Raw genomic sequence first — 23615 nt, forward strand, 5'->3', positions numbered from 1 at the left:
CTAAAGGAAGTGCCATACCACAGGTTGCTACGACAAGCATTCCTCCCAGAATCATGGTTCCGACTCCGACAAGTGTTTTCACAATGCCTTCTTCTGTTCTCAGTCGGATAGATTCCTGCCACTGCTGTTGCTGCAGTTCATAGAACTCCTCACAGGAGTTTACCCTGTCCTTCACCTGCTCGAGATATGTACTTAACATTCCATCCATCATCTGTGCCAGTTGGAAGGACTCTGTTGCATTCACAACCGATGCATCATATGCACTGATTGTAGCACTACTGCCACCTAACTGTCCACCAATAATACTGCGAAGATAACCTACCATCATATCGATGGGATACATGTCTGCATGGCTGTGTGCCTCTTCATATTCCCCTATCTGTGTACGGACATTCTGCACTCCGGCAAGCGCATTGTCAAAACAGCTTCCATACAGGTTGTAGAAAATCTGCCCACATCAAGATAAGCAGACAGTTCTCTCTCAATATCCGCCACTTCCTCTGCTACCGCATCAAAGTCTGACCTGGCTCCCTGGATATTTTCCTCCAATCCCTCCATGGAATCCTGGGACATCTCTGCCATCTGGTCAGAATCAATGTTATAATACCAGTCTGTATAGAGTATAAAGCTGCTCCGGTAGGTTTCTATCGTATCTTTTATCATATTTGCAAGATTCATATGATAATCCCACATATAGCTTCTTACATGCTCTGCTGCCTCTCCATGCATCTCCGACATGGCAGCAATCTCTACAATACTGCTTCTTACCACATCTATCTGTTCTATCCACCGGTCAAGCTGTGCCAGAATCAGTTCCCGAATGCTGGTAATTTCTTCATACTTTACCTGAAATCCCATAACTTTCTCCACTTTTATTATTCTGTTTTTATCCTGTCTGTTATCTATTTTTCCCCTTTTCCATTCGACTTTCAAGGAAAAATATTCGACTTATTTTTGTCTGAAATTCGACTTTTCAGCACCCTATATTCGACTTTTATGCCACTCTTATTTTTATTATTTTTTCTTCCAAATTCCTTGTTTTATGCTGTTTTTCTCAAAATTTCCTTTACCGCTTTCCAGCAGATTCAAGGTCGAGCCAAAAATTTTTTAAGTCGAATTATATATAAAAACCGGTTACACTCATGCACGAAGTACGAATTGGTTGTGCATTTTTACCAATAACTATAACCACAATTTCTTACAATGCAAGGCAACTACGAAAAGCACACTTTGCGAGTTTCTCGCATAAAGAACAAAGAATGTGCCTTGACACATTCTCGCGCCTGCGGCGGTCGCTTGCGACATCTACCTTATACGCCGCAGTGCGCATCCTCGCGGAGCGTTTTTTACTTTACAGGAAAGCAATTTCCTGTAAAGTAAAAAAGAAATCTGAATCTCCTTAGAAATTCAAATTTCTTCTATTTTGTAAGTATTTATTTAATGTAAAACATTCCGCAATCGTCTGACCACACACTGAATATACTCTGTATTCGATGGTTTGTTCTGTATTGAGCCTCTCCATTCTGGATTCTTTAGGTATGATGTCTCCTTATCTGGCTTTGACCATACCCGTTCTATTACATTTCGAATTGATTTTTCCACACCACTTACTGATGTCTGATATACTTGTGCAACCTGCGGATAAACATCATTCGTTATCTGGATTGACGTACCATTGGGAACAGCCAACAGAATCCCAATTGCTCTTGCAAGATATTTGGTTCCTTTTCGGTCCGGCTCAAAACCGCTTTTTATCAGTTCACCCCATGCCAGTACATACTGAATTTCGGTTTCTTCCTGTTCCGTATAGATTACCTTTCTTCCATTATGATATTCGCTTTCTACATCTGCAGTCGTTGGTGCGGTCAGCTTAATTATTTCAATAATTTTCTTTGGTGAAAATAATTCGTTATTTTTCTTATAAACCAAATCTATATCTAACTTATTGATGCTATGCAGAAAATGCTCCGAACCATAATTTGTTGTTACGATAATTTCCGGATGTTTCTTTAACTTCCGTTTCATCTCTATAATGAGATGGATTCCGTCACCTTCTTCTAACTCCAAATTTACAATTACTGCATCTACTTCCTGTTCTGTCAGAATATTGATTGCATCACTCTGCCGCCCCGTTACCGCTACCAATGCAAATTCTTCATCCCGGGCTATTTCTAATGCATATTCCTTGCACAAAAGTTTATCACCTTCTACAAGCATGATTCGAATCATTCTTTCTTTTCCTCCCTCAGCATTCCGATTCAGCTTCCTAGCTGTTTTGTGGAATCTACTCCCTGTATCTATACAATGCTACAGATATATATTTATATCATTTTGTCAAAAAAATCAATACCCTTTCTCTTTTTCCTTCTTCCGCAGTGCTTCCTTAAAGCCCTTCAGGGCATCGAAGGGCATAAACTGCTTGGCACGGTCTTCGATGTCCATTTTCTCTCTTCTCAGATTCTCTCTCTCATTCCAGCCGGATGCGTTTTCCTGCTGTCCGGCTCCCATGGTGTCTCTTCTATACGCCACTCTTATGCCCTCCAATCTGACCGTTTCGTTCTATTGTCGTTGCACTCTCTTCCAAATTCATTCCCTTTAAAATAGCATTCTTACCGTAGCGCTGCTTGATGGAGATTGCTGCACGCTGTGCCTTCACATCCTTCTCTGTCTCTTCCGGATTTGAAAACAAATCAAATTGCTGATAATCTTCTGCCATTACGCCGGTATAAGTCAATGTAATCCGCCGGATATATGCTCCCGGTCTTACAATTCTCCGATAAAGCTGCTCTACATAAGACAGCAGCCGGCGGTTGGAGCTGGTTGCACTGCGCAGCGTTGTGCTTCCCTTCGCCGGTTCAAAGCATTTCTGATTGCTGTAACCGATTACCAGACTGATATGGGATGTTACAAGACCCTGGTCTACCAGGTCAAGGCACAATAAATCTGCCATCTCTTTTACCACCAGTACACCTTCCTCATACTCATAATCCCGCGGCAGCACCTGACCGCTGGAAAAGGATGTATTCTTCGGCCGATATGCCTTGATGTCCGCTATCGTTACCGGTTCTCTTCCCCATGCGTGATCAATTAACAGCTCTGCATCTATGCCAAAAGACTTATATAATAAAGACTCTCTGGCATGGGCAATCTCTTCCATTGTGCAGATGCCCATATTCGATAGACGCTCTACCGTTCCACGCCCCACCCGCCAGAAATCAGTCAGCGGTTTATGTTTCCAGAGTTTCTCCCGGTAGCGTGCTTCATCCAGATAGGCAATCCGGTCTGTCTCATGCTTTGCCATAATATCTAAAGCAACCTTCGCTAAATAGAGATTGGTTCCTACACCACAGGCAGCCGGAATCTTCGTGGTATCTAAAATATCCTGCATGATTGTCCTGCCCAGTTCCACTGCTGTCATCTGGTAGAGATGCAGATAATCCGTCACATCCAAAAATGCTTCATCAATGGAATAGACCTGAATATCTTCTTTTGCAATATATTTTAAATATACGCCATAGATTTCCGCTGCATAATCAATATATAGCTGCATACGGGGTGGTGCCATCTTATATGGAATTTCTTTGGGAATCTGAAAGACACGACACCGGTTGGGAACTCCCATCTGCTTTAACGCCGGTGATACGGCAAGACAGATGGTTTTCTCTGAGCGTTCCGGGTCTGCGACCACCAGCCTGGCAGTCAGCGGATCCCATCCCCATTCCACGCACTCCACCGATGCATAAAAAGATTTTAAATCAATACATAAATAGATTTTATTTCCATTCATATCAATGCCTTTCAAGAACATTTGTTCTTGTTTTATATTAGCACATATGTTTGGATTTTACAAGAGGAATTCTTATACAGGATTTCCACTTTCTGCTTCTAATAATACGGTTCCAACCGGAAATGCTGTCCGAAAAATCTTTCTTACCAACGGACCTGCAATCAGAAGCTGAAACGGCAGTGCCATAATAAAATTCTTTGGAATATTGGTAAGCCAGATAATCAGAAGCATATTCCATGCTCCGCTTTTTACGCAGGCTTCCAGTCCACCGTATAAGGACATGAAAATTACCATCGGAACTACCATACAGCAGGAAACTGCAATCACTTTTTTCGTTGTGCTGCTTTCCGGTTTTACCAGAAAACGAAATGCAAATCCCTTTGCAATTTTAGATACCAGAAACCAATCCAGACACATTGCGCATACATATGCCAGTGGGAATCCCAGCCAGCCTTCTCTTATTACTTCCATATTCAGTGTTCCCATATGCAGTGCTACATTATACATACTCATCCATAACACCATGGAAAAACACATTAACACCGTATAAATCAAACTTTCTCTCTTATGCATTGGCATAATCATTACCTCCATTTTTTATTAAGTCGCAAAGCTACCTATTAGTTCAAAACGAAAGTGAAATCAGAAAAGAAAATTTACACGGTAACTTCCTCCTCTTCCGATTTCACTTTTATTTTATGCTTAGGAAATATTCTGTAACATCATCTCTGTCATTTGCAGAAATGTTTCCATCTGCTCCGGTGTAAAATCCTTACACATTTCTTTTACAACCAGTGCTTCCTTCTTCGCAATCTCCTTATGAATTCCACGGGATTTCTCCGTACAGGATATTTTCTTATAACGCCGGTCATTCTCACTTGGTGCACAGATTAAAAATCCTTTTGCCTCAAGCCTTTTTATAATTCCCGTCATTGTCGGATGTGTCACCTGCTCGATATGTTCTAAGTCCTTCTGATTTACTTCTTCCACTCCATTATCTTCCATCAGACTGACTTCTCCTAATACCCGAAGCTGGACGGCAGTAATTCCGATTTCTTCTGCCCATTCATCCATTTTGCGACGGAATGCCCGGTCTATAATTGCAATCCGAAGTCCAAGCGGCATCTTCACTGCCATAATTTCACTCCTTTTAGGTAGCTTTGCTACTTATTATAAATGTTTTTCAAAAAATGTCAACCTCATTATTCCGTCCGGAGTGCTGTTACCGGGTCACTCTTCGATGCTTTCTTTGATGGGATCAGACCACCCAGAAGTGTCAAAAGGATACTGAGTAAAATCAGCACCAGTGCCGGAACTACCGGAAGCACCGCACTTACATCGGTTGTATTTGCAAGATTATGGATAATCGCATTGACCGGAATAATCAGAAGCAGTGTAAATCCGATTCCAATCAGTCCGGCACACAGTCCGATAATAAAGGTCTCTGCATTAAATACCTGGGAAACGTTCCGCTTCGATGCTCCGATAGCTCTTAGGATTCCGATTTCTTTTCTTCGCTCTAGCACACTGATATAAGTAATGACACCAATCATAATTGAAGATACCACCAGCGAAATTGCCACAAATGCAATCAGTACATATGTGATAATATCCACAATATCGGTTACGGAAGACATCAGCGTTCCTACCATATCGGTATAGGTTATCACCTGCTCGTCCCTGCCTTCCTTTTCCATGCGGTTATTGTATGCATCTAAAATTTCTACCACATGCTCCTTGCTTTCAAAATCCTTCGGATAAATATTAATTCCGCTTGGCACTGCAAAATCCACATAGCCTAATTTCTTTAAGTTATTCTCATAGGTTGTTCCGGTTGCAGAACCCATAGACATCAAAAGCTCTGTCAGCTCATCCTCATTCATATTAATCTGAAATGCATTTAAAAATGCTTCTTCATCCACCTGCATGCCGGATGCCATGGCACTTTGCAGCTTGTTTCCCATCTGTGTCACTGCCTGCTGCATATACTGCTGTATTGCCGTCATCATCTGCTGCTGTACTGCGTCCACATTCATAACATTCGAAAGTCCGGCTGCAATTCTCTGCTGACCATCTGCTGTATTCAGATATGCTGCAAAAGAATCTCCCAATTTTGCCGGGTCAGGTAATCCATTATTCTGTGCATAAGTCTGATAACCTGCAAATAATTCAGAAGACAATTTCTGCATCTGCTCCTGCGTAATCTCAATATTTCCACTACCTGTAAATATCTCAGATGCCCACGCTGTTATGATTCCCTGGGCTTCCTCTGTCTGCAAATATTCTGCTAAGTACTCATCAAATTTCTCCGGGTCGGTATAACCATGGTCTATGACATACTGCTGATATCCACCCATAATCTGCTGGATGAGGCTCTGTATCTGCTCCGGTGTAATAGTTACCATGCCATTTGTCGTAATAATCTCTTTGATATTATCGGATAAAATTTTCCGGGCTTCTTCCGTATTTAAATAGTTCATAAAATACTGGGACAGATTCGAATAATCTGCCTGCGGATTATCCTTTGCATACTGCTGGTAGCCCTCTAAGAGACTGCCTGCAATTGCCTGCATTTCTTCCGCAGAAATTGACTGACCCATGGAAAAAGCATCCACGGAAAATTCTTCGGACAAATCGGCACTTCCCATATCCCCCATAGAATTTTCAACCCGCTTAAGGCACTTTCATCAAAGGAAAATGCTTTTTCCAATGCTTCACTGTCTACGGTAAACAATGACTGCATATCAAATCCGTTTTCCTTATCTACCTCACCAAACGCTTCATTGGTAAAGACATTTACGGATGGATTTGCAAGCTGCTGTTTTACTATCTCACTCTTTGCCGATTCCTCTGCCACATGCTTTGTCAGAGATTTTGGATATGCAATTCCTGTATTTAAGGATGCGGCATTACTTCCTTCTGCCGGCTGCACCACACCTACAATCGTAAGCTCTTCTCCATCTGCCACCAGTTGTTTCATAAAGTCTTCATTATCCGACTTATCCTTCCAGACCTGATACTCTTCATCATAAGTATAATAATCCGCACTGTTCACCAGTTTAAACTGGATTCCTACCAGATCCTTATAAGTATAAGTTCCAAAATCAGATGGTGTCTCAATATTTTCCTCACTGGCAAACTGCTGTATCATCTCGTCTAATTCCAGCGGGTCACGAAGACCTAATGTATACAGTAAAAAGTCACTAATTCCGCCATTGGAAGTAAGCACCACCACACACTCATTATAATTTTCCGGCCAGCGTCCTTCCTTAATATCATACTGCTTTTCATATAACTTACTGTTTTCCGGCATCTCATAAAAAACATCCGTGCTCATCATGGATGACATCAGACTATTGGAACCAGATGAAGATCCAAGACCTACTGCATCAAAAGATTTGTCCGGATTTACCTGACGTATCCCGTCTTCATTTTCCTTAAAAATCTGCGGACTGATATTATAAGTATACTCCACCGCTGTAGTATACTGCTCAATTCCACTGTCTCCTTCATCAAGATACTTTTTCAAAGCCTCCAGGTCATTAGATGCCATCGTGGAAAACATATTGGTTACCATCTTAATGACTTTTACTTTATCCCCGGAATTTTCTTTATCTGTTTTGGCATTTCCGTCATCACTTTCCGTATTCTTTTCAGAATCTGCCATTCCAAGACTCATGGATGCCAGACTGAATCCCGTACTCTGAATCTGCAGCGGATACTCGGATAAGGTCTCTTCCTCTACATTTTTGATGTATTTATTTACACCGGTAGAAAGAGATAATATCAGTGCAATGCCGATAATTCCAATAGAGCCTGCAAAGGAAGTCAGCAGGGTTCTTGCCTTTTTCGTTTTTAAATTATTAAAGCTTAAGGACAATGCCGTAAGAAATGACATGGAGGATTTTCCCATGTTTTTATGCTCCGGTTCCTTCAACATTGCCTCATCCACTTCATAAGGATTGGAGTCAGCACGAATTTTTCCATCACTTAATCTAACAATTCTGGTAGCATACTGCTCTGCTAATTCCGGGTTATGGGTTACCATAACTACCAGCCGGTCTTTTGCCACTTCCTTCAGCAAATCCATGACCTGCACACTGGTGTCACTGTCTAATGCTCCCGTCGGTTCATCCGCCAGCAGAATATCCGGGTCATTGACCAAAGCTCTTGCAATGGCTACACGCTGCATCTGTCCACCGGACATCTGGCTTGGCTTCTTGTGTAACTGGTTTCCCAGTCCCACCTGCTCTAATGCCGCAACGGCTCGTTTCTTCCGCTCTGCCTTACCGATACCGGAAATGGTCAATGCCAGTTCCACATTTGCAAGTACCGTCTGATGGGGAATCAGATTATAACTTTGAAACACAAAACCAATGGTATGGTTCCGGTAAGAATCCCAATCCCTGTCCTTGTATTTCTTCGTGGATATTCCATTGATAATCAAATCTCCGCTATCATAACGGTCGAGTCCTCCGATTATATTAAGCAACGTGGTCTTTCCCGAACCACTCGGTCCGAGGATTGCCACGAACTCATTATCCCTTAAATTTAAGCTGACATCATCCAGTGCCTTCTGCACCAGACTTCCGGTCTTATATTCCTTATAAATGTGTTGAATCTGAAGCATATGATATTCTCTCGTTTTCCATTTCTTATTTTTCTATTTTACTTTTTCTTTCTCACTCTGTTTTTTATATTACCTTATTCCGAACATTTTTACATCTCACTTTCGAAAAATATCATGGTTTTCATAAAAATTTTAGAAATACCCGTAAGTGCATAACAAAGAATGTGCCTTGGCACATTCTAGCGCCTGCGGCGGTCGCTTGCGACATCTACCTTATACGCCGCAGTGCGCATCCTCGCGGAGTGTTTTTTACTTTACAGGAAAGCAATTTCCTGTAAAGTAAAAAGAGAATTCTGTTTTCTGACCTGCTGCCAGATTCCAGAATCCTCTTTTCTTTATCTTCTAATCAAATAATCCAATGTGATATTTTACCTTCCGGCAAATCTTCCATACCAGAAGTACCGGCATTGCCAGTACCAGATAAGCACAGGAAAGAATTCCTACTCCACCACCTAAGATTATCATAATCCAGATAAAAATATTCATTTCTTACACCTCGCATATTATTATTTTATGTATTTAATATGCGGGTGCCAATGCTTCCTTCTTTCCGTCCGCCTTCCGCTCAAACCTTGCTAACATCAGGCTCCTTAGTACATTATCGCCATGCTTCTTCCGATTCCTCTGAATACGTCCCATAAAAAGCTGTGGCAGCACCACCAACAGCAGCCAGAACATCATTCCAATATTTCTCCTATGGTTCGCCAGTCTACCGCTGCAGCCTAGTGTCAATGCCGCAATGCCTGTATTCTGCATCTGCTCCTCTCTGGATAACATCTTATCCGGAGTATCTAAAAGACGTGCATTCTTTAATTCTATGTAATTTACTGCAAAGGCTTCTTTCTCTGCCGGGGAAACCTGTTCTGTTCTGGTGGATGCGCCTGCAATGGCTACCAGAAACAGGATGCTCCACAGCAGTGCCAAATGCCTGATTATCTTTTTCCGATACATCTGTCTCATTCCTTACCTTGTGATTAAGCTTAGTATATGTCGCAGGACAACTTCCGTCAAGAGTTGATGCAGCCAGATGGGCTAAGGACAGAGAGAAAAATACAAGCACAAATTTGTAGCCGGTGTCCGGGAAGAAATTTTTGATGAAATGCGTTATCGTTCTTGAAAGTGTTTTTTCTGATAATAAATTGTCTTTCCGCTGCTTTGACTGCTCACCCCATCTGTCCGTCGGAAGCGGATGCGAACTGGAATCTGCAAGGGCACATAAGAATTTCGATATTGTGTTTGATTTCGGCTGGCAACCGGCGCAAATTCACATCCGTGTTCAATTGCGCCTCACTGGCACATCCCTGTGCCAGTGTTGCCGGTTACAGACGAAATTCTAAGAGCCCTTGTGCAGATTCCGATAATGCATCCGTACTCCGACGGACAGACGGGGCGAGATGTCAAACATTGGAAAGACTATTTTAATATAGAAAGAAAAAACACTTTCTTAGAACGGTCGCATTTTAGCAGCTTGCTTCTTCCCGGACACCGGCGCAAATTTGGCTTATTTCTTTAACTCTCTCACTCCTCTGACCATCTGGATGACAACGGTCGGAAGTGCTGCCAGCAGAATAATCTCAATCACAGCAGGACAGGACAATGATTCTACTGAAAATAACCCCCGCAGCGGCGGTACAAAAAGCACCAGTCCCAGCAGCACACTTCCAGACACAAATGCAAGGATACTGTATGGATTTCCGGTAAAGCCCAATGCAAAAATGCTCTTGTTTCCACGACAGTTAAATCCATGGAAAAGACGCGCCATTGTCAGTGTTGCAAATGCCATAGTGGATGCCATTGCCGCACCTTTTCCATTTCCGATATAAAATGCTGCCATGGTGGATACCGCAATGCATAAGCCCTGCAACATAATTCGCCGGAATGTCTCTCCAGATAAAATTCCTTCCGATGTCTGCCTTGGTTTTTCTTCCAATAAACTTGCATCCTGCGGTTCCACGCCAATGGCAATTGCCGGAAGGGAATCTGTCAGCAGGTTAATAAACAGTAAATGCACCGGAGCAAATGGAACCGGAAGCCCCAAAAGGGATGTATACAATACAGATAAAATTCCTGCCATGTTGCCGGAAAGTAAAAATAAAATAGCATTTTTTATATTACGGTAAATGTTTCTTCCGTTCGTTACTGCTTTAATAATCGTAGCAAAGTTATCATCTGTTAATATCATGGCTGCCGCATCCTTTGCCACTTCCGTTCCGGTTATTCCCATGGCTACTCCGATGTCTGCCTGCTTTAATGCCGGTGCATCATTTACACCGTCTCCGGTCATGGAAACGATATTGCCCCTCTTCTGCCAGGCTTTTACAATCCGTATCTTATGTTCCGGTGACACTCTCGCATAAACAGATATTTTATCAATCTTTTCTTCCAGTTCTTTTTCCGGGCAGGCATCCAGCTCTGTTCCGGTTAATGCCAGGTCCCCCTCTTCATAGATTCCAATACGCTTTGCAATCGCAACGGCTGTGATTTTGTGATCTCCGGTAATCATTACGGTACGGATTCCCGCCCGCTTCGCATCTGCTACTGCCTGTATGGATTCTTCCTTGGCGGGTCTGCCATGGCAGCTAATCCTAAAAAGGTAAGTCCATTTTCATTTTCCACCGTCAGTTCTCCCCCGGACTTCTTACATGCAAATGCCAGTACCCTGAGTCCCTTTTCAGAAAAATGCTGATTCTGCTTCTGGATTTTTGCGATTTCTACATTATCCATCGGTCTTATCTCTTCTTCATATGCCACATTTATGCAACGGTTTAAAAGGACATCTACTGCTCCTTTTGTAAAAATAATTTCTTCTTCGCCACGCAGCCGGTATTTACTGCTCATGCATTTCCGTTCAGAATCAAATGGAATTTCTTCTAATCTCGGAATCATATTTCGAATCGTTTCTTCCTGTATGGTAAGCTGCCCTACATTTTCCGTTCTGTCCTGATTCAGGCGGACTTCGTGGAACATTTCCAACAGGGCAGACTCTGTCGGATCTCCCAGTACTTTTCCATCCGTTATGCTGGCATCATTATTTAAAATAGCATTGTATAAAAAAAGCCTTTGCAGGCTGGACTCCAAGGTCATCTCATCCGGTTTACAAGTCATACCATTCAGATAAACCTCTTCCACATGCATCTTATTCTGTGTCAGTGTTCCCGTCTTATCGGAGCAGATTACCGATACACAGCCTAAGCTTTCCACAGCTTTTAATTCTTTGACAATGGCGTGCTCCTTTGCCATTCTCCTGCTTCCCATTGCCTGCACAATTGTAACAATAGAGCCTAATGCTTCCGGTATTGCCGCTACTGCCAGTGCAACAGCAAACATCATGGCATCAATGACCGGCATCTTCCGGTAAATGCCAAGACAAAAGACCAGTGCACAGATTGCCATAATCAGTATTGCCAGCTTTTTGCTGAAAGAATCAAGACTTATCTGAAGCGGAGTCTTACGCTCCTTCGTCTGATTCATCAACCCGGCAATCTTTCCTAATTCCGTCTCCATTCCTGTTGCTGTTACAAGTACCTCCGCTCTTCCATATGTTACAAAGCTTCCGGAAAATACCATATTTTTCCGGTCTGCCAACGGTACTTCTTCCGGCAATACTTCTTCATTTTTTTCTACATTGACAGACTCTCCTGTCAGTGAGCCTTCATTGACCTGCAGGGAATAATTGCGAAGAATTCTTCCGTCTGCCACAATCATGTCCCCTGCTTCTAAGATTACATAATCCCCGGGCACAATCTCTTTGGATGCAATCTCCTGACGTTTTCCATCCCGGATAACCCGGGCCGTTGGTGCCGCCAAATCCTTCAAACTATCCAGTGATTTTTCTGCCTTCCTATACTGTATCGTACCAAGAACAGCATTCATAAGTAATACCAGAAAAATTACGATAGTGCTCTCAACATTTCCGGAAAACATGGAAATAATTGCTGCAATAATCAGTATTATTACCATCAAGTCACAAAACTGGCTTAAAAACACCTGCAGCAGACTCTTATGTCTGCCCTCGCTCAGCCGGTTTTCGCCTGTCTCTTTTCGTATTCTTTCTACTTCTTCTTCTGTTAATCCTTTTTCCCGAAAGCCAAACATTTCTTCTAACTGCTCTTTCGTACAATTCCAATATGCTTTCATATACGCTTAACCTCCTGCTTTTTATGTTACCGGGTATCAACCATGCGCAACAAAGAATGTGCCTTGGCACATTCCCGCGCCTGCGGCGGTCGCTTGCGGCATCTACCTTATACGCCGCAGTGTGCATCCTCGCGGAGCGTTTTTTACTTTACAGGAAAGCAATTTCCTGTAAAGCAAAAAGGAACGAGCACTTTTACCGCATCAAAATAATACGGTAAAAGTCTCGTTCCTCTGCAGTGTATATTCCGGTTATCCCTCTTCAGATAACGTGATGACGAAAAATACAACACCGGCTATCCGGTGCGAACTACTCCCTGATACGCCATCATCATAACATATACCTTTTGTCTCCGTCAATGCCTATTTTTCTGACTCTTCCCAGTAACAACAGGTATCCTTTCCTTTATGCTTCGCTGTATACAAAGCTTTATCTGCCTGCCTGATACTGTCTTCATAGTTATAGCTGTCTTTTCTAATCAGGGTGATTCCAACACTGCAGGATACCGGAGTCGGAAGCTTCTCCCGCAGCTGTTCCTGCATCCGAACCAGTCTCTTATCCAAGGTTTTCTTTGAGCCAAATCCTTTAAACAATACTACAAATTCATCCCCACCAAGTCTTCCTATATAATCGGTACAGCGGAAGCTTTCATGAATGGTATCCACAAAAGTACGCAATACTTTATCTCCATATGGATGTCCCTTGGTATCGTTAATCTGTTTAAAATTATCAATATCCAATATAAGAAGTGCACACACTTCCCCTTTCTTTGCTTCTTCTAATACATAATGGCTGGTATATTGTTCAAATATCCGCCGGTTCAGTACGTTCGTCAACGGATCGGTATTGGCTGCACGCTCCTGTTCCTGCTGACGGCGTTTCTGTCCATCTATATCCTTAAGATACAGCAGTGCATACATATTTTCTGTTACCTGCTCCTGAAATACATGTACGGTAAGCTCCATCCAGTGGTAACTTCCTCTTGCCATCCTTCTGCGAAGCTGATAATTCACAGTAGCCGTTCCACTGTTATAATTATAAACCATCTTTTCCTGCTCTAATACATCATAGCATCCAAACTGGTCTTCCTCTAATACCAGTTCATCAATATGACGGTTGAAAACCTTCATATAATTTAATGCTTCCCGCTCGCCCTCTGCTACGTAATCTTTCCAGAGTCCACCACTGCTTTGAATCTTACCATTACTCAGGTCTACCTCAGCATATGCCACGGTCTCCGACAGCATTGCCTGATAAAAGTCCTCTCTCTGTAAATATTTTAACTGGATATTCTGATGATCTTCAATCTGATAAATAGTAACTATCCTCAAATTTTCATCCTGTTTCTGGTCTCCGATTTTACAGATATCCAGACGGAACCATTCAAACTCATCCTGCTTGTTTTTTAAAAGAATTTCTAATACCTGATCCTCTTTTCTATATTCTACACCGGTAAACGCTGCATGAAATACATCCCGGAAATGGGGATGTACCATTCCATCCTCCCAGCTTTCCGGAAATCCAACCTCTTTTAGCTGATTTCCCTTTAACATAGAACGATTTGTATGGAAATAAATGGTATGTTTCTTCTCATTATACTCCATACGTTCATATTCCTGACTCTTTAAAAATTTTTTCCGAATCATATCATTATTGATACGATGATATCCTTTTAATGTATAGACACCATTTTCCTGATGACCAAGCACTCCAACACAGCGTACTGTCACTTTTCCACGTTCCGGATGATTCCAGGTATATTCCATCTCAATAATCTTTCCGGTTGTAATAATATCATGTAATGCATTCTGTACATAATCGTAATAACCATCACTGATGTTATCATACCAGAACCTGAAATATTCCTCGCTGTTCATAATGTCGTCTATGCCCAGAATGCTGCGCATGCTCTTATCCACATACAGACGGTTCTTTCCATTGACCGTATCCAGTTCCAGCGTCCACAGTCCCAGTTTTACAGACTGTAATATATTTTCCTCCTTCAGCATACCCGTCATACGGGCTATCATCTCACTCTTTACATCCATCATTCCGTCACGAATCAGTATATTTGAAATAAAAGGACGTATTCTGGCAAGAAAAGTCTTATCATTTGGGCGGTATTTCGGATTATCCACACCAATAAATCCAAATAAATGACCTTCATTTAACAATGGAAGAAGCATCAGCCTGCGTATTTCCTGATGCACTAATATTTTCCACAAATCCGGTGCTGACTCCCGATACATATCCACATCTTTGATAATAACCGGTCTGTCTTCCTTCAGACTGCCAATCACCAGTTTTACCCGGTCACCCGGTACCGATGCCAGATAAAGCTGCTGGCTCTGAATCTCATTTTCACACCACTCACAGACATTACTCCAGCTATCTGCCTCTTTGGAATATAAAAAGATATAGCAGCGGTCTGCCTGATAAAATTCCCCGGTATGATGAAGAAGTTCACTGATGATATCAGCTTCATTTTCTTTTTCTTTCGCCTCTTCCAAGGCTTTCACAATGCCCTTTTCCACTTCTAACTGTTCTTCCAGCCTGCTCATGGAAATATTGATGGTATTCATGTCAATACCTATCTGAAGGCGTGCTGCCTTATTGCCCCAGTTTACTAATTTATCCTTCATCAACATCTGGGTTCCTAAGAATTCATTATTTGCATATCTGGTCAAAAACTTCTTATGCTTTAATTTTGCCATATTACAATCTGGGCACGGTTCTTCCCTGCCCTCTAATACCTGATAACATTTCTTGCCGGCATAATCACTAACGCCGCTGATTCGTTGTCCGGCAGAATTCATATAATATAACTCATAGCTTTCCGCATCTATGACATAGACCATCTCTTCTAACTGGTCTAATATCGCTTTATAATCGGTACCGTCTCCTGCTTCCGGCAGAATCACTGTACTATTCCCACAATCTTCCTGCCACCGTTCTTCCTCTACATGTCCAAAAATATACTGTTTTTCAAACAGCTCTTCTTCAATCGGTTTACTGAAATAGAACCCCTGTAAAACTTCAGGTGCAAGCTCTGCAAGTGTCTGTAATTCCTCCGGTGTTTCTACCCCTTCACATACTACCCGGATCTGTGCACTTCTTGCCAGTTCCAAAATATTACGAAGAAGCCGGTAATTGTATGCACTCATATTAATCCGGCTGACAAAGCAGCGGTCAATTTTAATCTCATCAATTGCCAGACTCTTAAGATAACTTAAGCTGGAATATCCGGTTCCAAAATCATCCATGGAAATCTGTATACCACGCTTGCCCCACTGATAAAATAACTGATTGTATTTGGTATAATCCTGTAACTGCATGCTTTCTGTCAGTTCCAGAATAATAGCTTCTCCGGGAATTCCTTCCTGTTCTAATAAATCATAAATGTACTGGCTTAAATCCGGCTGCTGTAACTGTATATAAGAAAGATTAATACTCATACGGAATTCCGGATTATAACGCCGCCACTTTGCACACTGGGCAATGGCTTCCTTTAATACCCATTTTCCCACCTGCACAATCATTCCGCTCTGCTCTAATATTCCAATAAAAAGATTTGGTGACACCACCCCATGATATTTTGAGCGGAAACGGAGCAGTGCCTCTGCTCCCACTACTTCATAATTACTCATCCCAATCTGTGGCTGGAAGAGAAGATAAAATCCATCACACTGGTTGCGGATACTCTTTCTGATTTCTTCTGTTAAGTCAATAACCGACAACTGTTTCTCATAATCTTCTGCTGAGAAAAGAATCAACCGGTTCTTACCGCTCTTCTTGGCACGGTCCAGAGAACTTTCCGCATAGTTAAACAGTGTATTGGCATCCTTGATTCCGGACATCGGATAACAGACTGCACCTGCTGAAAAGGTACAGTTCTCCATCATCTTCATCTGTATATTCTGGTATACCTCACGCACAGCCTCCATATCATATCCCACAAAATTAACTGCAAACCGGTCACCATCCAGACGATAAATTTTTATGTTTTCATCAATACTGTTTTCCAGAAGAGCCGCAATCCTCTTTAAAATAAAATTACCATGGCCTCTTCCATATTTCGTATTGATATTTTTAAAATTATCCACACCAAGGACAAGCAAAACACCTTCTTTTCTGCTGTTCAGCATTTCATCCAGATGTTCCATTAATTTAGTACTATTAAAAAGTCCGGTAAGTGAATCTGTCTTTCCCAAAAGGACAGTATCTGATGTTCTTCCCACCATTACATAAGGAATCCCGGTCTCATCCAGTTCAGCTTTTCCACGACAGCTGATCCAGACCAGATTGCTGTTTCTGTCTACCAGCCGGTATTCCAAATCATGTATCAGGCTTTTTCCAGAGCAGATAGATTCCATATCATTAACCCACTGGTTTAAGTCTCTTTCATATACAATATCTTTCCAGTCATCTATGCCGCAACTGTTGTTTTCATCCATGCGCAATGCATATCTCTTTGATATATCATTGCTGGCGAAATAAAATTTACCCTCTTTTAAATCTGCCAGAAATAAATAATCATCGGTACTTTCACTTAATAACTGCAGAGTCTGGTAACATTCCGCAAATCCTTTTTTCCCTTTAAACAATTCATCCAGCGTATTCTTCTCCTGCATAGCCCCTCCAAAAAATATATATTTTTCTGTCTATACATTCCTTCCTGCATTTTTTAATTGTACATCAAATTATCGTTTTTTACAATATTTATTCAGAAAAGTGTCATAAAAGTACAACCGTATTCATCCAGCATCCGATGGCAGACTGTCCGCTGCACACAATACACCCCAGCCCAGCCTTGGATTTGGGAAAAAGGAATATCCCGGCAGTGGTCTTGCTCCCCGGATGAGATATGCTTTTATTTTTTCCCCATATAAAAAAGCATCATGTTTCTCTACAATTCCCCATTGCATAAAAAGTGCTGCCGTCCCGGTTACAAATGGCGTTGCCATTGAAGTTCCGCTTCGTACGGTATAACCGCCGCCTGGTGCACAGGATTCAATGTCCACCCCTGGCGCACAGATGTCCGGTTTCACCTGATTGGTCTCTCTGGTGAACCCTCTCCCGGAAAAGGCTGCCACCTGATTATATCTTGCATCATAGGCCCCCACCGAAATTACCTTATAGGCAGTGGATGGAATTGTAAGCGTTGTCTCTTCTGTGGGATATAAAAATCCGGTTGCTTCTCCGATGACCGCAAGGGAAGGCAGCCACATATTATAGACCCCGGTTACAATCTTTTCCGGTATCAGCGTTATTTTATAGATTCCGCTGTCGATATAATTTTCCACCGGAAGAAAATCAAAATAGATTTCCTGAAAAGGACTGAAAGGGCTTGGTTCTCCAAAATATAATAAAATCTGCGTTCCTTCGATAGTAAATCTCTGGGGGCCCTGCAGCTGCCGGATAATCCCCACCGTTTTCCCACTGGGATGTGTCATCCGGATGGAAAAAATATCCGCATAGGATTTCCAGATTTGTAAGCTTAACGCAGGCTCATATTCTCCTACTGCAAATTCCACTTCCTGTTCTCTTCCCATTACAAGCTGCCCGGAGGTATGCCCTCTGGCACTGCCTTCATTTCCGGTGCCAATCACCAGAACCGATTTCCAGTAATTTGCCATATCTGATAAATAGGTTTCAAGAAGAGAGGTTCCATCATGGGAACCATAGGTATTGCCAAAGCTTATATTTACTGCCACCGGCTGCTTAAGTTCCAGTGCTTTCCGGAGAATATAATCCATTCCAAGCATCAGCTCTGTTGTCCTTGGAAAAGAATTTTTTCCCGGTGTGCCAAGCTTTACCACCAGCAAATCACTTTCATATGCCACGCCCCGGTTTCTTTCATTGGATGATCTTCCATTTCCCGCTGCGATTCCTGCCACATGGGTTCCGTGCCCGGATAAATCCCGGCTGGGGCAGATACGGTACCCCTCCTGTATATCCTCCTGCTGCAATGCTTCATTGATTACGTCCCGGTCGTATTCCGTTCCAAGCCGGAATCCCGCCGGTGGATTTCCTGCAATGGTCTGATCCCAGATTGCCAGAATCCGGCTGCTTCCATCTTCCTTTCTAAAATCCGGGTGTCTGTAATCGATGCCACTATCTAAAAATGCCGTTATCACACCTTTCCCACTCAATCCCGTTCCCCCTAACCCCATTTTTCTTGTATAAAGGGACGTAATGCAGGAGGCTCTGATTCCCTGCTGTACAGAGAAAAAGAGCCTCTTTGGTTTTTCCATATATTCAATTTCTGTCCGGTCTGTTACCGCATCCATCAAAGCCTCCGGCAGCCGGATAACTGCATATTCATTGCTCAGTTCTGTAACTTCAATATCCGGAAATATCTCCTCTAATTTTCTGAGACTTCCGGTATATTTTACAATGACTTCCCATGTGTCCGTTTCTTCCTGATATCCTACATTTAAGTTTAAGGACTGCAGTCTTTCCTCTTCTGTTGCATCCAGTGCCAGATTCAGTAAGTTTTCCCGTTTCGAACTGTTCATTCCATCTCCCGGCAATTTCTTTTATTACTACTCTATCGCAATCCGGTATTTTTATGCACTTCTTTTCAGCTTATTGTACCAATACTGTTTCATACTCTGCTGTCTCTTATTGTGGTGTTACGGTTCCGTCATCCTGCACCGTTACGCCAAAGGAAATGCTGTTGATATAGTCATTCAACTGCTGCTGTTCTAATTCATTCATCTGTCTGGTCTTTCCATTTTCTGCCTTTGCTCCCACCAGCTTATAAGAAATTGCACCATCCTTATCCACTACCATTTCCACTGCCATGGTGCGCTCAATGCTGCTGCCAAAAACAAAATTGCCAAGGCTGTAAAACACCGGCTTTCCGTCGATATATTCAATGCCCTGCAGACAATGGGAATGTGCACCAAACACTACATCTGCACCGGCTTCGATATATTTCTGTGCCAGCGTTCTCTGATATGCCTCAGGTTTTTCCTGATGTTCCAAGCCCCAGTGGACATAAACCACCAGCACATCACACTGACTGCGTGCTTCGGCAATGGCATTGACAAACCGCGTTTCATCATAAGTAGAAAGGACTCCCGGTACTGCGCTTTCTACATTCCAGCCGGCAACCGGAAGTACACGGGATGCTGCAAGAAATCCATACTTTTTCCCATTTACTTCTATTATCTGCACTTCCTGCGCCCGCTCTACGCTGTCCCCTGCTCCGGCATATAAAATGCCCTGTCCATCTAATGTTGTAAACGTATCACTCAATGCTTCCCTTCCATAATCGAGGATATGATTATTTGCCAGAGTGACCACGTCCACGCCCATTTCCTTTAATGCGGCTGCATAGGATGGGTCTGTGCGGAAGGTATACTGCTTGTCCTCCATCTGGGTGCCCCGGTTACTAAACGGAAATTCTTCATTTACCATGGTAATATCTGCATTTACAAGCAGCTCTTTCATGCCATTATCTATGACAGCATCTATGCCTCCGGCATCATAGTTTGTTTTAAAAGAATTGGCAAAAAGTACGTCTCCGGTAAACATCAGTGTTGTATCTTCTGTTACATCTGTTGTTTTTACATTTTTCTCCGTATTCTTATCTGCATCTTCAGAAGCTGCATCCTTTCCGGCTTCCGCATCATTTTTACCGTCAGTTTTATCACTGGTCTTTAAATTGGATTCTCCATTTTTATCCTTGCTGTCTTCTGCCGCTTCTGTCCCTGCTGTTGCGGCAGTCTGCCGGCTGTCCTTCTGGCGGATGCTTCCACCGTGATGGGCTGCATATATCATTGCTGCACCCAGCAGAATCACACACACTATAGAAACTATATATAATGCAATCCGAACTTCTTTCTTCATTATTTTATCTCCCTTTTTGTAGTCATGTTTCCGTGACTATTTTACCAATGAATGAGCATTTCGGCAATCGTTAAAATTTGTATACTCCTTTTGCCTTTAAGCTGGCATGGTCATATTTGTTATATCTGGCTATTTTAATCAAACCACATTTTACATATGATAGGGAAAACGATTTGCAGATCATATACCAAAGAAAGGATTTACTTTATTATGAAAAATACAAAGAAAATGGTTACTGCGGCCTTGCTTGCTGCATTTACCTGCATTGCAACTATGATTATTAAGATTCCTACACCAACTTTTGGATATATTCATTTAGGAGACGGACTGGTACTCCTATGTGGTATTATCTTAGGACCTGGAATTGGTGCACTTGCCGCTGGTATCGGCTCCATGTTTGCTGATATTTTCTCCGGCTATATGACCTGGGCTCCTGCCACTTTAATCATCAAGGCTCTGACCGCATGCATCGCCGGACTTCTGTTCCACAAACTGCGTCTTAACATTTCTTCCAAAGCTAACCGCAGTGTCCGCGTTGTTATCGGCGGTATCGTAGGTGAGGCTCTTATGGTACTTGGCTACTTCCTGTTTGAAGCAGGTCTTGCTGCATTTGCCAGCGGTTCTTTCTCCTCCGCTGCTCTTGCTACCGGAATTGCTTCTTCTGCTGCAGGTATTCCATTCAATATCGTCCAGGGTGTTGTCGGCATTATTCTCTGCCTGATTCTGCTCCCGGTTTTAAGTAAAATCAATGATGTAAATGAGTGGGTTTCCAAGTAAATAATTTTATAAAAAATGATAGCAGGCAAGTTGAAAAAAATTGTCTGCTATCCGTTTTTCCATTATTCATCATAAAAAGACTTACAACTAATCATCAATCCAGCCATAACAATACCATTCCAGATCAGCTACAGTGTCCATACTATATGCTTTCTTTTTTTTAGCATATTGGCGTTCATTTGCTTTTCTAGCTTGATATGCCTTATTGTTAGGATTATTCTGATTTGCATAATCATTAAGCTGTTGCTTCGTATGAGTCTTTCCAGATACCCCATGCCCTTTCGACATATGAATACTCCTTTCTTCTTGATTCCATAAACCATACTGCAAGAGATAGCGGACACTCTGTCACCTTCTAAGCTGAATTCCAGAAAATACTCTTCTATGAATTACCCCTGCATATACTGATTTTTCAAGAGTGGAGTATAATTTCTTTCATTATTACAAGAAATTATCAAATATATTATATCATATCTCATTCTATTTTTCAAAAATCACATCAATATTTCCCACATCACAGTTTATATCCATATCATAATCTGCACCATTGTCGATTTCGTCATCTCTGCCAAGTCCGGCAACAGAAATATCTCCTGCTTTTATAGAACCAACACCACAGCTTAAACTGTAATTGTAATCCTGCTGCTCTCCGGTTAATTTCAATTCCATATTTCCCACATTACAATTGGCGTCTAAATCACCTTTTACTTCACCGGCAAAATCAAGATTTCCGGCATCCACATCCAAGCTTGCATATGCTGTCGTCAACAGTCCTTCTTTTATATCAATATTTCCTGCTCCTACTTCAACTGAAAGTTCCTCTAACTCAAGCTGTTCCGGCACTTCAATAACCACCTGTAAACGATGCACTCCATCGCCCCAATATGCTGCATGGAAGTTTTCGCTGATTATTAAAGTTCCATCTTCCAATGCAGTCTCTACCTCAGCATTTTTAGAAGTTGTTATTACCTTAATCTCTTTGCCTTTTCCTTTGACTACTTTCAACATTCCTGCATCCATATCGATATCAAGTGATTTCACATCTTCCGGTGCAAATGCAGTCTCTTCTGTACTGGCTGTTCCTTTATCCTGTCCTTCCCAGTCAGTTATATCCCAATGAAATGCAAATTTATTATTTTGCACTGCTTCTACAAATTCCCGCATGGTTCCACCGGTTGCAATTCCAATTCCTAATACCACGCAGCCTAAAAGAAAGCAGCCTAATGCAATACCAAAAATAATTTTTAATGCTTTTTTCATGCGCAAGCGCCCCCTTTCTTCTTAAACAGTGACTGCCATAATTTTGCAATTCCTTTTGCAAACCATGGAAGAAACTTTCCACATACCAGAACCAGAAGTCCGGCCGCACATAATCCAATTGCAAGCATCAGAAGTCCGGCTGCCATAGAAATAAGACCTAGGGAAATTGCGCCTGTTACCAAAATTGTAATTGCTACACCTGCTACCGCTATTCCGCCGATTACACAGCCGACTGCAATTCCAAATAGTCCTCCGATAATTCCTGCTAACGTTCCACCAATTGCTACTAAAATACCGCCCCAGATTGGTGAAGTAAGCACCAGCAGGATTATAAGCAGAATATTTCTTGTGGTATTGTCTTCCCTCTGGATCGTTCCGTTATAATTCTGCTGCCCCATATTCTGGCTTGCACCGTTATAATTCTGCTGTCCCATACTCTGGCTTGCACCGTTATAATTCTGCTGATTACCGGAAGATGCTGTCTCACTGCTATTGCATCCCGGAAAATCTGCCCGGATGGTTGCTGCCACTTTTTCCGGTGATTCTAATTCCCGGATTATTTTTTCTTCATTTTCTTCTCCTGCATCTTCAAAGTAACTGGTATAGTATGCAATTGCTTCCCGTTTTTCCTCTTCCGGAATTCCTTCTAATAACTGCTCCAGCCTTCTCATAAACTCCTGTCTGTTCATATCTTCTCCTCTCCGGAAAATAATTCTGTTATTTTCGAAGAATAATTTTCCCATTCCTTTCGATAATATGTTAATCTTTCATTTCCATTTCCAGTTATCTTATAATACCTTCGGTTTCTGCCCCCACATTCTCTGTCATATACTTCCAGACAACCGTCCTTCTGCAATCTTCGCAGCACCGGATACAGCGTTGATTCTGACACTTCAATGGCTTTCCGCACATCCTGTGTAATCTTATAGCCATAAGTACCTTCCTCATCCTTTGATACTACAGCCAAAACAATTGCATCCAGAAGTGCCGCACCTGTATTAAATACCATGCAATCACTCCCTCCAGATTTTCATAAATATAATATTATTCTTTATGTATTACTATTTTATATTCAATACTATATATCATATAGTATTATTTGTCAACCTATAAAACCTGTCACTGGCAGCCTTTTACGAATGCCGGGCAAGAAAAAGAATGTGCCTTGG

At 42.1% G+C, this 23615-nt stretch carries 19 protein-coding genes and 1 pseudogene; 1 reads left to right on the forward strand and 19 read right to left on the reverse strand.

Translation table 11 applies throughout. From position 1 onward, the window contains the following. The 15 genes and pseudogenes from DW059_RS11050 to DW059_RS11105 all read right to left on the reverse strand — a co-directional run. A partial coding sequence (locus DW059_RS11050) for a hypothetical protein (protein WP_147326047.1) occupies positions 1-400 on the reverse strand: 400 nt, incomplete at its 3' end. Next, positions 376-858, reverse strand: a complete 483-nt coding sequence (locus DW059_RS11055) for a T7SS effector LXG polymorphic toxin (protein ID WP_117698817.1) — start codon at positions 856-858, stop codon at positions 376-378. The genes DW059_RS11050 and DW059_RS11055, both read right to left, overlap by 25 nt. A gap of 579 nt (positions 859-1437) precedes the next feature. After that, positions 1438-2229 (reverse strand): sporulation initiation factor Spo0A C-terminal domain-containing protein, encoded by a 792-nt coding sequence (locus DW059_RS11060; protein WP_117698818.1) that lies wholly within the window; start codon positions 2227-2229, stop codon positions 1438-1440. Positions 2230-2343: 114 nt separating this feature from the next. After that, the gene (locus DW059_RS15815) at positions 2344-2529 is read right to left on the reverse strand and encodes a hypothetical protein (protein WP_147326048.1); all 186 of its coding nucleotides are present in this window, start codon (positions 2527-2529) and stop codon (positions 2344-2346) included. Then, positions 2519-3787 carry a Y-family DNA polymerase gene (locus DW059_RS11065; protein WP_117698836.1) on the reverse strand — a complete coding sequence of 423 codons (1269 nt, stop codon included), beginning with the start codon at positions 3785-3787 and terminating at the stop codon, positions 2519-2521. Before DW059_RS11065 ends, DW059_RS15815 begins: the two co-directional genes overlap by 11 nt. A gap of 72 nt (positions 3788-3859) precedes the next feature. Then, entirely contained in the window at positions 3860-4366 is a 507-nt protein-coding gene (locus DW059_RS11070; RefSeq protein WP_117698819.1) for a DUF2798 domain-containing protein, read from the reverse strand. A 123-nt stretch (positions 4367-4489) separates the two neighbouring features. After that, on the reverse strand, positions 4490-4924 hold the full coding sequence (locus DW059_RS11075; protein ID WP_117698820.1) for a MarR family winged helix-turn-helix transcriptional regulator: 435 nt from the start codon (positions 4922-4924) through the stop codon (positions 4490-4492). A gap of 65 nt (positions 4925-4989) precedes the next feature. Continuing rightward, on the reverse strand, positions 4990-6387 hold the full coding sequence (locus tag DW059_RS17830; protein ID WP_199534340.1) for an ABC transporter permease: 1398 nt from the start codon (positions 6385-6387) through the stop codon (positions 4990-4992). Continuing rightward, the gene (locus DW059_RS17835; protein WP_199534343.1) at positions 6333-8417 is read right to left on the reverse strand and encodes an ABC transporter ATP-binding protein; all 2085 of its coding nucleotides are present in this window, start codon (positions 8415-8417) and stop codon (positions 6333-6335) included. Before DW059_RS17835 ends, DW059_RS17830 begins: the two co-directional genes overlap by 55 nt. 342 nt (positions 8418-8759) lie before the next feature. Continuing rightward, positions 8760-8903: a hypothetical protein gene (locus tag DW059_RS16155; RefSeq protein ID WP_197420839.1), complete on the reverse strand. Its 144-nt coding sequence runs from the start codon at positions 8901-8903 to the stop codon at positions 8760-8762. A 33-nt stretch (positions 8904-8936) separates the two neighbouring features. After that, complete coding sequence (locus DW059_RS11085; protein ID WP_117698821.1) at positions 8937-9368, reverse strand: hypothetical protein; 432 nt, start codon at positions 9366-9368, stop codon at positions 8937-8939. 550 nt (positions 9369-9918) lie between these two features. Beyond that, positions 9919-12554, reverse strand: a pseudogene (locus DW059_RS17655) (cation-translocating P-type ATPase). A gap of 360 nt (positions 12555-12914) precedes the next feature. Beyond that, positions 12915-17183, reverse strand: a complete 4269-nt coding sequence (locus DW059_RS11095) for an EAL domain-containing protein (protein WP_117698822.1) — start codon at positions 17181-17183, stop codon at positions 12915-12917. 123 nt (positions 17184-17306) lie between these two features. Continuing rightward, positions 17307-19070, reverse strand: coding sequence for a S8 family peptidase (locus DW059_RS11100; protein ID WP_117698823.1), 1764 nt, complete (start codon positions 19068-19070; stop codon positions 17307-17309). 106 nt (positions 19071-19176) lie between these two features. Beyond that, complete coding sequence (locus DW059_RS11105) at positions 19177-20409, reverse strand: CapA family protein (protein ID WP_117698824.1); 1233 nt, start codon at positions 20407-20409, stop codon at positions 19177-19179. Between the two features lie 210 nt (positions 20410-20619). On the opposite strand from DW059_RS11105, the gene DW059_RS11110 reads away from it, so the two are divergent. Continuing rightward, the gene (locus tag DW059_RS11110) at positions 20620-21186 is read left to right on the forward strand and encodes an ECF transporter S component (protein WP_022244388.1); all 567 of its coding nucleotides are present in this window, start codon (positions 20620-20622) and stop codon (positions 21184-21186) included. Between the two features lie 87 nt (positions 21187-21273). Here the strand turns inward: DW059_RS11110 and DW059_RS11115 are convergent, their stop codons facing one another. The 4 genes from DW059_RS11115 to DW059_RS11130 form a co-directional block, all read right to left on the reverse strand. Beyond that, positions 21274-21474 carry a hypothetical protein gene (locus tag DW059_RS11115; protein WP_117698825.1) on the reverse strand — a complete coding sequence of 67 codons (201 nt, stop codon included), beginning with the start codon at positions 21472-21474 and terminating at the stop codon, positions 21274-21276. Positions 21475-21666: 192 nt separating this feature from the next. Then, entirely contained in the window at positions 21667-22446 is a 780-nt protein-coding gene (locus tag DW059_RS11120) for a DUF4097 family beta strand repeat-containing protein (RefSeq protein WP_117698826.1), read from the reverse strand. Further along, entirely contained in the window at positions 22443-23135 is a 693-nt protein-coding gene (locus DW059_RS11125) for a DUF1700 domain-containing protein (protein WP_158552114.1), read from the reverse strand. Before DW059_RS11125 ends, DW059_RS11120 begins: the two co-directional genes overlap by 4 nt. After that, entirely contained in the window at positions 23132-23455 is a 324-nt protein-coding gene (locus tag DW059_RS11130; protein WP_022244385.1) for a PadR family transcriptional regulator, read from the reverse strand. The genes DW059_RS11125 and DW059_RS11130 overlap by 4 nt, the downstream gene beginning before the upstream one ends. Positions 23456-23615: the final 160 nt, after the last annotated feature.

Source organism: Roseburia sp. AF42-8 (genome assembly GCF_003435965.1).
GTDB lineage: Bacteria > Bacillota > Clostridia > Lachnospirales > Lachnospiraceae > Roseburia_C > Roseburia_C amylophila.

Bases quoted from the DNA above. Each gene is read 5' to 3' on its own strand.
- DW059_RS17835 (WP_199534343.1), bottom strand. From the start codon at position 8,417: ATGCTTCAGATTCAACACATTTATAAGGAATATAAGACCGGAAGTCTG.
- DW059_RS11120 (WP_117698826.1), bottom strand. From the start codon at position 22,446: ATGAAAAAAGCATTAAAAATTATTTTTGGTATTGCATTAGGCTGCTTT.
- DW059_RS16155 (WP_197420839.1), bottom strand. From the start codon at position 8,903: ATGAATATTTTTATCTGGATTATGATAATCTTAGGTGGTGGAGTAGGA.
- DW059_RS11115 (WP_117698825.1), bottom strand. From the start codon at position 21,474: ATGTCGAAAGGGCATGGGGTATCTGGAAAGACTCATACGAAGCAACAG.
- DW059_RS11125 (WP_158552114.1), bottom strand. From the start codon at position 23,135: ATGAACAGACAGGAGTTTATGAGAAGGCTGGAGCAGTTATTAGAAGGA.
- DW059_RS11095 (WP_117698822.1), bottom strand. From the start codon at position 17,183: ATGCAGGAGAAGAATACGCTGGATGAATTGTTTAAAGGGAAAAAAGGA.
- DW059_RS11060 (WP_117698818.1), bottom strand. From the start codon at position 2,229: ATGATTCGAATCATGCTTGTAGAAGGTGATAAACTTTTGTGCAAGGAA.
- DW059_RS11085 (WP_117698821.1), bottom strand. From the start codon at position 9,368: ATGTATCGGAAAAAGATAATCAGGCATTTGGCACTGCTGTGGAGCATC.
- DW059_RS11110 (WP_022244388.1), top strand. From the start codon at position 20,620: ATGAAAAATACAAAGAAAATGGTTACTGCGGCCTTGCTTGCTGCATTT.
- DW059_RS17830 (WP_199534340.1), bottom strand. From the start codon at position 6,387: ATGGGTCAGTCAATTTCTGCGGAAGAAATGCAGGCAATTGCAGGCAGT.
- DW059_RS11105 (WP_117698824.1), bottom strand. From the start codon at position 20,409: ATGAAGAAAGAAGTTCGGATTGCATTATATATAGTTTCTATAGTGTGT.
- DW059_RS11055 (WP_117698817.1), bottom strand. From the start codon at position 858: ATGGGATTTCAGGTAAAGTATGAAGAAATTACCAGCATTCGGGAACTG.
- DW059_RS11065 (WP_117698836.1), bottom strand. From the start codon at position 3,787: ATGAATGGAAATAAAATCTATTTATGTATTGATTTAAAATCTTTTTAT.
- DW059_RS11070 (WP_117698819.1), bottom strand. From the start codon at position 4,366: ATGCCAATGCATAAGAGAGAAAGTTTGATTTATACGGTGTTAATGTGT.
- DW059_RS11130 (WP_022244385.1), bottom strand. From the start codon at position 23,455: ATGGTATTTAATACAGGTGCGGCACTTCTGGATGCAATTGTTTTGGCT.
- DW059_RS11100 (WP_117698823.1), bottom strand. From the start codon at position 19,070: ATGAACAGTTCGAAACGGGAAAACTTACTGAATCTGGCACTGGATGCA.
- DW059_RS11075 (WP_117698820.1), bottom strand. From the start codon at position 4,924: ATGGCAGTGAAGATGCCGCTTGGACTTCGGATTGCAATTATAGACCGG.